Genomic DNA, 12,865 nt, shown 5'->3' on the forward strand with positions numbered 1-12,865 from the left:
GATTGGCATGGACGAAAACATTAAACAAGCTTTTGAGCTTGTACCCTTTTCCGGTAAGACGAGTAATACCAGCCTAACATCCCAATCGCTATGATCGGGCAAATGAAGAGCAGCTGATAGACATGGTTATAGGCGTGCTCCAGCGTAATGCTGCTCATCTTATGGAGCAATAGTCCGCAAATGGCCACCGACAAGGAACCTCCGAAAAATTGAATAAGCTGCATCATCCCCATGCCGGAGCCGATCAAATGCCGTGGCAAAATGCTGGAGGTCTGGTTATTGAGAGAGGCCAGCGTTGCCGAGAATGCCGGCGAGAACAGCAAATACCCGCACATGATAACAAAAGGCGAGCTTCCTAGAGCCGTCATAAACAAAGCCATTACGGCCGTCAAGACCGCTGTCCCGATAAACAGGAACCGGACATTGCCGTACCGGTCCAGCCAGCGCCCGACAAATGGCGTTAATACCGCCGATAGAATAGCACCCGGAGCAATCAGGAAGCCAATGAGCATCTCCGATTTATGGAACAGATTCGCCAGGACAAGCGGCATCAGGAACAGGTTTCCCAGGTTAATGATAAGCAGGCAGAAGCCTACCACAAGCAGCCGGATATAACCGGGCTGGCGGAACACTTCCGGATTCACGAAGGTTCCGTTGCCCTTCGCCTTCCGGATATGGAGCACGTGAATTACAATCGTAATCACGCTGACTAGAAGCCAGATGACGGACTGTTGCGTTACCGCAATCAGTAAGGAAGTCGCATTAATGACGGTCCATGCGGCCCCCCAATAGTCAAAGCTGGCAGGCTGCGGATTTTCCTTCGGCAGCAGCTTCAGCAAGACCGGCAATATAGCCAGCACCAGGCAAGTGACCACAAACAAGCCGTTCCAGCCAAAATATTCGCTGATGACGCCGCCTACAATCGGCCCAAGACCAAACGCCATTGCGCTGCCGGCCGCGATCATCGAGATCGCCCGGCCTCTTCGTTCAACCGGGATATAGCGGCTGGCTAATACAAGCCCAAGTCCGGCCATCGTCCCCGCTCCCGCCGATTGAAGAATCCGCGCCGTCAGCAGAAGAGCGAAATTATGGGCAAAAATTCCAAGCACCGAAGAAAGACCCAATATAAGCAGCCCAATCGCTACCAGCCTGCGTATGGGAGCGATATCCGACAAGCGGCTGTAGATCACCGTTGACAGGGCATATCCAATCGAATAGCTGGATACAATCCATGAGCCAAGATCCGAAGTGATTCCGAGATCGTTAATAATACTTGGCACCGAGACGTTAAACATGGTCGTATTCATGACCACGACAAACAAGCCCAGCATCCACACGGGCATTACGATTCTGTCATTCAAGTTGTCCACCTTGTTTCTCTGCGAAGTTACTTTACTTTGTTCAGTATAACACAAAAAAAGCAGAAGCAAGGTTTCACCCCCGCCGCAAAAAAACGAAGAACGTTAAAACGCTATAAAGCTAAAACATTGGGCATAGCCATTTTTCCATTTACAATTTATAGTAAAGAGTGAAATGTAATCGATTCCATAAGCGGTGAGGAGGCATGTTATGCCAAAGCTGTTCGTTGCGGAAGAGGAACATCTCCGTCTCAACCATTCAGCTTTACCATTGAATGAATTACCGTATGAAGAAATGAAGCACTTATTTGATCATCTTACAAATTGTCTTTCGGGAGCCATGGAAGAAGTAAAAAATTTGGAGCAGCAATATTTGAAAATAATCGCTAGCGTTACCTTCGGCCTGCCCAAACCAAATGTACAGCAGCTGTATTTTTCTTATAAAGAAGCGTTAAAGGCTTTGGAGCAGCAATTTAACCAAGGTTCTAAATTGTATCGCAAGCTAAGCTTGAACCCGCATCGCATGCCAAAACGCAAGGTTCAGCAGGCATTGGAAGCCATCGAAGCTTCCTATGCCGATCACGGGATGACTTTGGCCGGAGTCGCGAAGGCTTTGTTTGTCTCCAGCACCTATCTTTCCACGTTGTTCAAACAGGAGCTTGGCGTTAACTTTCTCGATTATGTCCATCAATACCGGATCGAGAAGGCCAAAGCGCTGCTGCAGGCCAGCGATATGAAAATCCATTCCGTTGCCAAGGCAGTCGGGTATTACGATGAGGCCCATTTTACGAAGACGTTCAAGAAATGGACCGGCATGCTGCCTTCGCAATACAAGAAGGAAATGGCCGTCATTGGATGAAAAAACCAAAAAAGGACAAGCCAATTCCGGCTTGTCCTTTGCTCTTATACGCTCGTTAACTGATGGCGTTGACGATAAGCGAGCGGTGTCATCCCCATCTTTTTCTTGAACACCTGGAACAGGTAGTTCGTATTCGTAAAACCATGGTTGACCGCGATGGACTCCACCGTATTCGAGGTCTCGACCAGCTCCTCGCAAATGCGCTGCAGCCGGAAATCCTCCAAATAGCTGCTGAAGGAACTAACCCCGTATCGGTGAAAGACGCGCTGCAGCTGCCTCGTGCTGATCTGGATCCGGTCCGCAACCTCCTGCAGGGTCAGCGGTCTTGCGTAATTGTCGTAAATATATTGCTGCGCCATCTCGAAGCGATGCGCTTGTATATCCCGTGCCGGAAGCATCTGCTGGCCATCCCGGTCAACGGTCGCTTTGGCGGCGCGCAGCAATATTTGAATCAAGGACTGGCGGATCGTCGTATAAGCCCCAAGCTCGCCGGATCGCCAAGCCATGTAAGCCTGCAGGAAGCATGTCATGGCATCATGCTGATCCATAAACGGGCGAAGCGGAAAATCGGTCAGCGCCTGAATACAGGCTTCCGACTCTTTATTTTCCCACTCCGAGCCCCATTCTTCCCGTCCCTCTCCGTCCGGCAGACGCGTGATATCCACATGCAGGCACAGCTCTTCCATGCCGGAACGGTTATCCGCCGTTTGCTGATGCACAACGCCGGGACCGGTCAAATAAAACATGCCGCTGTTCAGCTTGTAAATATGGTCAATCAAGGTGACCGTTCCTTTGCCGCGCGGCACGAAGTGGAATTCAAACTCCGAATGCTTGTGGAATTTGATCAGCTGTCCGGGCTTAAAGGTGGTCAGATGCCATTTGAGCACCCTGATCCCGTAACGTCCCCATCTGAAATGCAGATCAAGCCGTTCGAGCGCGTCCATCTTTTCTTTCATAATGGCATAAGGATACGGTCTTGCGCTTACCTTGCTGTCTGACTCCACGATCTGCTCCCGTTCACCCATGCCAGTCATCGTATTAGCGGATTTCTTCAATACGTACAGCCCGCTTCTCAGCAACCGAGCGGTTAGATGCTTCCATAAGCGCCGTCAGATCCTGCGCCATGCGGATGTTCTCTGCCGCAACCGTATTGTTCTGGATATGGTCAGCCCATTGCTCGAATGCCTTGATGCGGCCGCTTGCCTTATCCGCTTCCGTCCACTCCGATTCGCCGTTCTTATTGCTGCGGACCAGAATGCGGTCTTCCGGCGTACCGTACAAGAGCGAGCCTTCCGTGCCGTGAATCTCGATCGTGAATGGCGAATGGGCATTTACGAAGCCCGCTTCCACGATACCGATTGCGCCGCCGGCCGTCGTGAGAATGGATACCGCGTTATCCTCTACGTCTTTGCCGGTAACGTAACCGTACGAAGCTTGAACCTGAACCGGCATTTCGCCAAGGAACAGTCTAGTCAAATACATCGGATGGCAGCCAAGGTCGATCAGTGCGCCGCCGCCGCATTGCTCCAGGTTGTAGAAATGCTCAGGAAGCCAGTTTGCGGTTGCGCCGTTATGGGACAAGCGGACGCGAGTCAAGGTAACTTTGCCCAGAATGCCGGATTCCAGCACGTTCTGAATGGAAGGCGTATACCAGTCGTTAAGTCTTGGCAGCGATACGGTCAGCTTCACGCCCGCTTCTTCCACTGCCGCCAGGATCTCGTTAACTTCCTTCGTTGTAAGCGCCAACACTTTTTCCGTAAAGATATGCTTGCCGGCTTGAGCGGCTTTGACCATAACCTCGCGGTGAATATTGGAAGGCGCGTCCACGATCACTCCGTCAATACCTTCGCGGGCGAGGAGTTCATCCAGATTGGAGAAGAAAGGAACGCCCAGCTTGGAAGCTGCTTCTTCGCCTCTAGCCGGAATTTCATCCCATACCGCTACGATTTCCGTATCCGGATGCGCTTGCGCCTCTCTCGTGTAATCCCATGCGTGAACATGCCAATAACTTAACATTGCGACTCTAATCATATAACTTCCACTCCTCAGACCGATTATTTGGGATAACTGCATATTTGCGACTTATTTCTAAGGTAGCACACCATTTACCAAAGTAAAACTAGAACATAAAGACATTCTGACTATAATTATACGACACAGACAAGAACTTTTTTATAGCCTTATTGACTCTAAATATCGGTCAAACCTATAGTAATGGCATAAACACCTTTTTATATAAATCCAATTAATCGGAGGCTGGACATGAGTAAATTACTGAAGGTTGGCATCATCGGCTGCGGCGGTATCGCGAATGGCAAGCATCTTCCTGCACTCAGCAAGAACAAGAATGTTGAAATCGTTGCCTTTTGCGACGTTGTAGTGGAACGCGCTGAAGAAGCATCCCAAAAATACGGCGCTGAAGGCTCGAAAGTATACGCGGATTACCGCGAGCTGATTGCCGATCCGTCGATCGATGTTGTGCATGTATTAACGCCTAATGACTCGCACTCCTTTATTACGATAGATTCCCTTGAAGCCGGCAAGCATGTTATGTGCGAAAAGCCAATGGCTAAGACGGCTGCTGAAGCAAGAGCTATGCTGGATGCCGCGAAGCGCACGGGCAAAAAGCTGACCATCGGTTACAACAACCGTTTCCGTCCGGACAGCCAAGTCCTCAAAAAGGTTTGCGAGCAAGGCGAGCTGGGCGAAATCTACTATGCACGCGCTCATGCGATCCGTCGCCGCGCGGTTCCGACTTGGGGCGTATTCCTCGACGAAGAGAAACAAGGCGGCGGACCGCTTATCGATATCGGTACTCACGCGCTTGACCTGACGCTGTGGATGATGGACAACTACAAGCCGGTTTCCGTTACGGGCTCCGTATTCCATAAGCTTGGATCGAAAGAAAATGCCGCTAACGCTTGGGGCCCATGGGATCCTGCGAAATTTACGGTAGAAGACTCCGCTGTAGGCTTTATTAAGATGGAGAACGGCGCAACGATCACGCTTGAAGCAAGCTGGGCGCTGAATACGCTTGATATCGACGAAGCAAAATGTACGCTTTGCGGTACGGAAGGCGGCGCGGACATGAAGAACGGCCTTCGCATCAACGGCGAAGAGAACAGCCGTCTGTTCGTTAAAGAAATCGACCTTTCCGCCGGCGGCGTAGCGTTCTATGACGGCGCTTCGGAGCGCGATATCGACGTGGAATGCGCAGCTTGGATCAACGCGATCCTGAACGATACGGATCTGGTTGTAAAAGCCGAGCAAGCTCTTGTCGTAACCGAAATTTTGGAAGCGATTTACGAATCCGCCCGCACTGGCGAGACGGTATACCTCAATCGCGAAAAAGTAGCGAAATAAATAAAAAAACGGTTGTGCCTGTTTTCAACAAGCACAACCGTTTTTTATACATTGTGAAGCTTATCCGGGTTGCGGACGATAAACAACCGGTGAAGAAGACCTTCGCGCTGGTCAAGAAATACAACCGAATCCACGATTCCTTCCTGCCGGAATACGAAGGCGGGTTCCCCGTTTAGCGGCTTTACCTCTACCGTCATATGGCTCGTAATCTGGGATTTGCGGAAAATGCCCAGCAGGAACTGCGCCACGCGCTCCCTTGATTCGATTGGCCGGACAGCCGCCGACGCCTTGCCTCCTCCGTCGGAGATAAGCACGGCATCTTCCGCCAGCATGGACAGCACGGTGTCGACCTCGCCTTCGGATAAGGCCGCTACGAACCGGTTTATCCACGCCTGCTCGATTGTACCGCCAGCCTGCAGCTCTTCTTCCGTTATTCCAATCTTTGCTCTGGCCCGGCTCATCAGCTTGCGGCAGTTCTGCTCGCTTTTTTCCGTTAATTCGGCAATAGCGGGATAATCGAACCCAAGCGCTTCGCGCAGAACGAATACGGCCCGTTCCGAAGGCGACAGCCTTTCGAGCAGAGCAAGCATCGCGTAGGACAGCAGGTCATGGCGAACCACTTCCTCCAGTCCGTCATCGTAGTATTGTGCTATTGGCTCCGGCAGCCAAGGACCGACGTATTGCTCCCGGCGAACCCTTGCCGAACGAAGCTGATCCAGGCATCGATTCGTTATCATTTTGCACAAATACGCTTTGGGCTCGTGCAGCTTATCCGGGTTCATATTCTGCACCTTCAAGAATACGTCCTGAACCGCATCCTCCGCATCGGCGGCCGAGCCGGTTAACTGGTAAGCAAGGCTCAACAACAAGCCTTTATAACGTTCATACAGCTCAATCATATGACGTCTCCTTATGATTTCAGCATACTCGCGTAATCCCAGACGAAACGTTTGATTTTGTAAGATAAACTTCCCGAAATGATTATATCAAGCCCCCATTTGCGCGTCCATGTCATTCCCCGTCCCGGACCAAGTCCAATCGTAAAGCCATCCATCACCTGTTTATGGCGGGGAGCCTCGCTGCCGTTCCGGTCCGCCGCAATGATTTTGCCTAATCGCTGTGCCTGCGGAATCGCCTCTTTGCAGGTCATTCGGGCGGCCTCACCGTTATCCGGGTCCACGATAAACGCGCAATCCCCAATGGCATACACACCACGGGCATCCTTCACGCGGTAGCATTCGTCCACGATAAGCCTGCCATCCTTCGTTACGGGCAGTCCAAAGCTGCGAATAGCCGGATTCGGAACAAGACCCAGCGTCCAAACCGTAAGGCCAACCGGCAGAGCCCCACCGCTTGAGAGCATGAGATTGCCGTTCTCCTCTCGTACCGCTTTGCAACGATGATGCACGGATACGCCGCATTTCGCCAGCTCCTCCTCCAGCTTGCGGCTTGCCTTCATTGGTCCCTCCTGAAATAAACGATCCTGGGCATTCAGCAGATGGACCCGGATTTCTTCGGGGTTAAGTCCCTGTCTGGCTGCTTCTTCTCTCATGGCGTACGCTAACTCCGAGGCCGTCTCAATGCCGGTAATTCCCGCTCCGGCCACGGCTGCCGTAAGCAGGCGACGGCGTTCCTCCGCGTTGTTTTCCACCCTTGCAGCCTGCATATTATAGCCCCATGCTTCCCTGATTCGGACAGCCGACTCCATTCCCGTAAGGGATATGCCCCCAAGTCCGGACTCCGTCTCGCGGGCTACGCTGCCAACCGCAACAACCAGAGTGTCATAAGCAAGCCATACGGAGTTGCCTTCCGCATCTTCATATTCGAGCACCTTCTCATCCGCATGCACATGCCGTGCTTTTCCTTGTACGTGTTCGGCCGCTTCCGGCAAAATTTGCTTCCACGGTACCGTAATCTTGTCAGCCCCTACCGCCGGCTTGAACAAGAGCACCTTGCGCAGATGGTAAGGATTCGGATCCAATAATAGAAGGCGAAGCTTCCGTCCTTCCGCATGAGCGCTATACTGCTTCCAAACCGCTTTTACCGCATGAATTCCCGCATACCCGCCGCCAATGACAACCACTGTCCATTCCGTCATAGATGATCTCTCCTCTATATGCTTTTGCAAATAGAACGAGGAGAGGTCTTTGTTTGTGACACCGGATTTACTCTTTACGAGCTACAATGCCGTCATGGCCGTAGCCATGCTGGTAACCGGCGTTATTTCCTCCAAGCTTGGCACGAAAAAAATGCTGCTTGCCGGTATCGTCCTCATCGCTATATTTTCCGCGCTTGCCGGAAGCGTCGACAATGTCATGTCCATCGTATGGCTGCGCGCCGGTTGGGGTCTTGGCAATGCGTTTTTCGTCGCAACCGCGCTGTCCGCCATTGTCTCCTTGTCCCGCGTTGGCGTTGCCAAATCGATTATTTTGTTTGAGGTTGCCGTAGGTCTAGGCATCTCCGTAGGCCCGCTTCTTGGCGGAGAGCTTGGCGCCATCTCTTGGCGCAGCCCGTTCTACGGCGTCGCCTGCTTAATGATTGTCGCTTTCTGCTTGATCACCTTCATGATGCCGAAGGCCAAAACTCCTGCTGCTCCTGCGGTGAAAAAGAAAGCTTCCATACTCGATCCGTTCCGTGCCTTGAAGCACCGCGCCCTTCTGATCTTTGGCCTTTCCGCGGCGCTTTACAACTTCGGATTCTTTACTCTTCTCGTGTATGCCGCGCTGGTGCTTGGCCATCTTCATCATCTGGACGTTCACGGACTTGGTTATGTCTTCCTGGGCTGGGGTCTGCTTCTGGCATTCACTTCCGTCTTTATGGCTCCTAAGCTGCAAAGACGTTCGGGCACAATTAAATCAATGTGCATTCAGCTTGTTCTCTTCGCTTGCACCTTGTTTGCGATGGGCTATTGGACAACGGAAAAAGCGGTCGTCATCTGCATGGTTATTCTTGCAGGGGCTTTCCTTGGCAACAATAATACCCTTATCACGACAGCCGTTATGAACGCCGCTCCGGTCGAACGGCCAACCGCTTCCGCGGCTTACAGCTTCCTTCGCTTCATCGGCGGCGCGCTTGCTCCGTATTACGCGGTCAAATTCGCCGAATGGTTCGATTTCCATGCCCCGTTCTATATCGGCGGCGGCTTTGTTATCCTGGCCGTTATCCTCATTGCGTTCAACCATAAACATCTGAAGCATGTCGACCAGGCCGAAGCGCATTGATAAGTTAATAAAAATTTGGAACAAGCTGACCCGATTTTAATCGGGTTGGCTTGTTTTTTTTCTCGATTGGAAACATTATAGAGATAAGCAAACTTTGGAAAGGAGGTCGCCTCATGAAAAAAATCGTCCTGATCCGCCATGGGCAAAGCGTATGGAATGTCGAGAATCGGTTCACGGGCTGGACCGATGTGGACCTGTCAACGCAAGGTCTGGATGAAGCCCGGGAAGCCGGAGAAATCCTGAAAAAACACGGCTACGTCTTCGACATCGCCTATACCTCCGTCTTGAAACGCGCCATCCGAACCTTATGGATTATCCTTCAGGAGATGGATCTCTTATGGATACCGGAGCAGAAAAGCTGGATGCTGAACGAACGGCATTACGGCGCGCTGCAAGGGCTGAACAAGGCGGAAACCGCCGCCAAATACGGAGAGGAGCAGGTGCATTTATGGCGCAGATCGGTTGATGTCCGTCCTCCGGCACTCGATGTAACCGACCCGCGATACGTTGCTGCCGACCCTCGTTACATCGGACTCAAGGAAGGCGAGTTTCCGTTAACGGAAAACCTGGAAGACACGGAGGCACGGGTTCTGAAGTATTGGAATGCCGAAATCGCTCCCGCTGTTTCCTCCGGAAAACAGGTTATTATAGCCGCCCACGGGAACACGCTGCGGGCGCTGGTTAAATATTTGGACCAAATTCCGCCGGACGGCATTGCAGATCTGAATATCCCGACAGGTATTCCGCTTTTGTACGAGCTGGATGATGAACTGAAGCCGATCCGCCATTACTATCTCGGCTGGGAAGGCCCGTATCCGAACGGCCAGATTCCGACGCATATCGCTCCTGCGACAAAATAAGCAGTTGCATTCCCGTTGTCCATCTTCTACAATAGAATCCAATATTGCGTATAACCTCGGCAATACGGGCCGAGGGTTTCTACCGGGAACCGTAAACTCCCGATTACCAGCATGCTTCTTTCAGCATCGGCGGTAATCGGGAGTTTTTTTATTTTAGTATAAAAAAGGAGAGAATAGCTGTCATGCATACAAAAGACAAACTCACGAATCGAATCGACGTAGCAGCCAAACGCGCTGCGGCAGATCTTATTATACGAAACGGAAAAATCGTAAACGTGTTTACAGGCAGCATAATGTCCGGCGATATCGCAATCGCGGACGGAGTGATCGCGGGGATCGGCCGGTACACGGAAGGCTCGGAAGTCATTGACGCGGCAGAGCAATGGATTATTCCCGGCTTGATTGACGGGCATGTGCATATCGAGAGCTCGATGCTGACGCCGCGCGAATTCGCGAAGGTTGTTCTGCAGCATGGCGTTACGGCCGTTGTGACCGACCCGCATGAAATGGCTAACGTGATGGGCGGCAAAGGCATTCAATACATGCTTGACCAATCCGCAGGACTTCCCCTCGACATTTACGTCAATCTTCCGTCCTGCGTACCCTCTACCCCGTTCGAGACAAGCGGCGCAACTCTAGAAGCGGAGGAGCTTCGCCCATTCTACGCGCATCCCAAAGTGCTTGGATTGGCTGAAGTGATGGACTTTCCCGCTCTTGCAGCCGGCAATCCCGGCATGATCAGCAAATTGGCTGACGCGAACGAGCTTCATGCGCATATCGACGGTCACGCCGCCGGGATTGACCGGGATCAACTCAATCTCTATATGGCCGCGGGCATCCGCACGGATCATGAAGCGATAGACGCGGAAGAAGCAAGGCACCGGCTCGAGCTGGGCATGTATCTGATGATCCGCGAAGGTACCGTGGCCAAGGACCTGGAGGCGCTCCTTCCTGCCGTTAACGCCGGGAACAGCCGGAGATGTCTGTTCGTAACGGATGATAAACTCATTGACGATCTGCTTGAGGAAGGAAGCGTCGACTACAGCATCCGGCTGGCCGTGAGCAAAGGGCTTGATCCGGTTACCGCCATCCAGATGGCAACCCTAAACGCCGCGGAATGCTTTGGTCTTCGCGGTCAAGGCGCCATTGCTCCCGGCTATAAAGCCGATCTCGTGATCGTTGATGATCTGGAGAAGCTGGCGATCAGCCAGGTATTTAAGGAAGGTGTATGCGTATTTCGCAACGGAACTCTTCGGGAGGAGGCCTTTAACGTAAGCGCTGCGCAAGCCTCCCTGGAACCGATGCATTCATCCGATATAAAAGCGGGAATGAAGCCGCTCCGGCCGGATGCTCTTGAGCTTCCGCTCGCGTCCGATACCTGTCATGTTATCGGGATTATTCCGAACTCTCTTGTGACCCGGCATTTGAAGGAACAGGTAGCAAGGGATGGGCAGCTGCGGTTCCTTCCTTCGACCGAACGCGACCAGCTTAAGCTTGCCGTCGTTGAACGTCATCACCGGACCGGCAATATCGGGCTTGCGGTTGTAAAGGGCTTTGGCCTCCGCAAAGGCGCGATCGTATCGTCGGTAGCCCATGATTCGCACAATATCATATGCGCAGGCGTAACCGATGAAGACATGCTGCTTGCTATCGGTCATGTGGCTGCGTTGAACGGCGGGCTCGCGGTTGTCGCGGACGGTGAAGTTCTTGCTTCCTTATCCCTGCCAGTCGGAGGCCTGCTGTCCGAACAAAGCTATAGCGAAGTGAATCAACAAATGCTTGGCCTCTATGCGGCGCTTCGCACGATTGGCGCACCGGATGCCTTCAACCCGTTCCTGACGTTATCCTTCCTGGCTCTCCCGGTCATCCCCGAGCTCAAGATAACGGACAAAGGCTTGTTCGAATTCGCGTCAAACCGTCATATCGGAGTTCAAGCCTGATAGCGACACGTCTCCTCTGCTTGCTATAATAAGGTAAGGCATACAGCCTGCAGTACAGCCCTTATTTGTGAAATATTCATTATAAGAGGAGCGAAAATAGATGACTCGTTGGGTAGATCAATATATCCGGAACGAAGAGGAACAAGCCCGGGTATGGCAAGTAGATAAATTGGCGGCTGCTTTCGCGGAAAGAGCATCCCGGCACGACCGTGAAGGTTCGTTTCCGTTTGATAATTTCGCGGACTTGCGCGAGGCGGGATATTTGAAGCTTACGGTTCCCAAAGTTTACGGCGGAGAAGAAATTTCTCTCTATGAGATGGTCATGCTGCAGGAAAGGCTGGCATACGGCGACGGTTCTACAGCGCTTGCGGTTGGCTGGCATATGGGACAAATGCTGCATCTGCGCACTTCACGAAAATGGCAGGAGCCTGTCTTCGCAGACCTATGCGCGGCCGTTGTCAAATACGGAGCGATGATCAACACCTTCGCCAGCGAAGCGGCCTCCGGCAGTCCCAGCCGGGGCGGCAGGCCCGAAACAACCGCAACCGCCGTCCCGGGAGGATGGCTTATATCGGGGCGCAAAACCTTTAGTACGTTGTCCCCCATCCTCGACCGGTTTGTCGTAACCGCTTATATTCCGGACGAGGACAGCGTTAGCGATTTCATGGTGAGCCGGGACGAGCAGGTCTCCATCATCGAAACGTGGGATACGCTTGGCATGCGCGCGACCGGAAGCCACGATGTTGTGCTGGATCAAGTCTTTGTTCCCGCCGATCACCGGCTTACCGGGAAAGGGACGGATGACGGAGGCGGCTGGCTGCTGCATATTCCGGCCTGCTATCTTGGCATCGCGCTAGCTGCGAGAGATTATGCCCTGTCGTTCGCTAACTCCTATAAGCCCGGACAGATGGATAAGCCGATCTCGTCTATTCCTTCCGTCCAGCATACGATTGGCCAGATGGAGCTTGAGCTTCGCACCGCCCATACGATGCTCTATTCGATCGCGGAACGCTGGGACCGGGAAACGGAAAACAGGCCAGCTTTGAAAGCTGACCTGGGTCTCGCGAAATACGCGGCTACCAATAATGCCATCAAGATTGTTGATCTGGCCATGCGGATCGTCGGCGGCACCAGCTTATCCCGTCAGCAGCCGCTCGAGCGTTATTACCGGGATGTCCGGGCCGGACTGCATAATCCGCCGATGGACAATGTCGTCATTCAAAATCTGGCGGCGACGGCTTTAAGCGAATTTGAATAAGGTTCT

The 12,865-nt window shown here is 52.6% G+C and carries 11 protein-coding genes and 1 riboswitch; of the genes, 6 read left to right on the forward strand and 5 right to left on the reverse strand.

Annotation, left to right across the window (positions count from 1 at the left end; genetic code table 11):
* Nucleotides 1–20: 20 nt before the first annotated feature.
* A complete protein-coding gene (locus CFI03_RS09245; protein ID WP_481857665.1) occupies nt 21–1,370 on the reverse strand; it encodes an MFS transporter in 1,350 nt (449 codons plus the stop codon).
* 328 nt (nt 1,371–1,698) lie between these two features.
* Between CFI03_RS09245 and CFI03_RS09250 the strand changes: the two genes are divergently transcribed.
* Complete coding sequence (locus tag CFI03_RS09250) at nt 1,699–2,217, forward strand: helix-turn-helix domain-containing protein (protein WP_248757162.1); 519 nt, start codon at nt 1,699–1,701, stop codon at nt 2,215–2,217.
* Between the two features lie 44 nt (nt 2,218–2,261).
* Here the strand turns inward: CFI03_RS09250 and CFI03_RS09255 are convergent, their stop codons facing one another.
* On the reverse strand, nt 2,262–3,272 hold the full coding sequence (locus CFI03_RS09255) for a helix-turn-helix domain-containing protein (RefSeq protein ID WP_349292464.1): 1,011 nt from the start codon (nt 3,270–3,272) through the stop codon (nt 2,262–2,264).
* Nucleotides 3,256–4,248 (reverse strand): Gfo/Idh/MocA family protein, encoded by a 993-nt coding sequence (locus tag CFI03_RS09260; protein ID WP_248757163.1) that lies wholly within the window; start codon nt 4,246–4,248, stop codon nt 3,256–3,258. The genes CFI03_RS09255 and CFI03_RS09260 overlap by 17 nt, the downstream gene beginning before the upstream one ends.
* Nucleotides 4,249–4,479: 231 nt before the next feature.
* Between CFI03_RS09260 and CFI03_RS09265 the strand changes: the two genes are divergently transcribed.
* On the forward strand, nt 4,480–5,580 hold the full coding sequence (locus tag CFI03_RS09265) for a Gfo/Idh/MocA family protein (protein WP_127495958.1): 1,101 nt from the start codon (nt 4,480–4,482) through the stop codon (nt 5,578–5,580).
* Between the two features lie 44 nt (nt 5,581–5,624).
* On the opposite strand, the gene CFI03_RS09270 is transcribed toward CFI03_RS09265, so the two are convergent.
* Together CFI03_RS09270 and CFI03_RS09275 are read right to left on the reverse strand one after the other, a co-directional pair.
* Nucleotides 5,625–6,479: an RNA polymerase sigma-70 factor gene (locus tag CFI03_RS09270; RefSeq protein ID WP_248757164.1), complete on the reverse strand. Its 855-nt coding sequence runs from the start codon at nt 6,477–6,479 to the stop codon at nt 5,625–5,627.
* Between the two features lie 11 nt (nt 6,480–6,490).
* A complete protein-coding gene (locus CFI03_RS09275) occupies nt 6,491–7,678 on the reverse strand; it encodes an NAD(P)/FAD-dependent oxidoreductase (protein WP_248757165.1) in 1,188 nt (395 codons plus the stop codon).
* Between the two features lie 55 nt (nt 7,679–7,733).
* Between CFI03_RS09275 and CFI03_RS09280 the strand changes: the two genes are divergently transcribed.
* From CFI03_RS09280 to CFI03_RS09295, 4 genes are all read left to right on the forward strand, one after another.
* On the forward strand, nt 7,734–8,801 hold the full coding sequence (locus tag CFI03_RS09280; protein WP_349292465.1) for an MFS transporter: 1,068 nt from the start codon (nt 7,734–7,736) through the stop codon (nt 8,799–8,801).
* Between the two features lie 113 nt (nt 8,802–8,914).
* Nucleotides 8,915–9,661 carry a 2,3-diphosphoglycerate-dependent phosphoglycerate mutase gene (gene gpmA / locus CFI03_RS09285; RefSeq protein ID WP_248757166.1) on the forward strand — a complete coding sequence of 249 codons (747 nt, stop codon included), beginning with the start codon at nt 8,915–8,917 and terminating at the stop codon, nt 9,659–9,661.
* Between the two features lie 28 nt (nt 9,662–9,689).
* Nucleotides 9,690–9,787, forward strand: a riboswitch (purine riboswitch).
* Nucleotides 9,788–9,843: 56 nt separating this feature from the next.
* A complete protein-coding gene (gene ade / locus CFI03_RS09290) occupies nt 9,844–11,601 on the forward strand; it encodes an adenine deaminase (RefSeq protein WP_248757167.1) in 1,758 nt (585 codons plus the stop codon).
* A 100-nt stretch (nt 11,602–11,701) separates the two neighbouring features.
* On the forward strand, nt 11,702–12,859 hold the full coding sequence (locus CFI03_RS09295) for an acyl-CoA dehydrogenase family protein (RefSeq protein WP_248757168.1): 1,158 nt from the start codon (nt 11,702–11,704) through the stop codon (nt 12,857–12,859).
* The last annotated feature ends 6 nt before the right edge of the window (nt 12,860–12,865 follow it).

Source organism: Paenibacillus sp. ATY16 (assembly GCF_003399985.2).
GTDB classification, from domain to species: domain Bacteria; phylum Bacillota; class Bacilli; order Paenibacillales; family Paenibacillaceae; genus Pristimantibacillus; species Pristimantibacillus glycanilyticus.

What these genes read in the sequence shown, in the direction of transcription:
- CFI03_RS09250 (WP_248757162.1), top strand. Translation starts at nt 1,699, where the DNA reads ATGGAAGAAGTAAAAAATTTGGAGCAGCAATATTTGAAAATAATCGCT.
- CFI03_RS09260 (WP_248757163.1), bottom strand. Translation starts at nt 4,248, where the DNA reads ATGATTAGAGTCGCAATGTTAAGTTATTGGCATGTTCACGCATGGGAT.
- CFI03_RS09265 (WP_127495958.1), top strand. Translation starts at nt 4,480, where the DNA reads ATGAGTAAATTACTGAAGGTTGGCATCATCGGCTGCGGCGGTATCGCG.
- CFI03_RS09270 (WP_248757164.1), bottom strand. Translation starts at nt 6,479, where the DNA reads ATGATTGAGCTGTATGAACGTTATAAAGGCTTGTTGTTGAGCCTTGCT.
- CFI03_RS09275 (WP_248757165.1), bottom strand. Translation starts at nt 7,678, where the DNA reads ATGACGGAATGGACAGTGGTTGTCATTGGCGGCGGGTATGCGGGAATT.
- gpmA (WP_248757166.1), top strand. Translation starts at nt 8,915, where the DNA reads ATGAAAAAAATCGTCCTGATCCGCCATGGGCAAAGCGTATGGAATGTC.
- ade (WP_248757167.1), top strand. Translation starts at nt 9,844, where the DNA reads ATGCATACAAAAGACAAACTCACGAATCGAATCGACGTAGCAGCCAAA.
- CFI03_RS09295 (WP_248757168.1), top strand. Translation starts at nt 11,702, where the DNA reads ATGACTCGTTGGGTAGATCAATATATCCGGAACGAAGAGGAACAAGCC.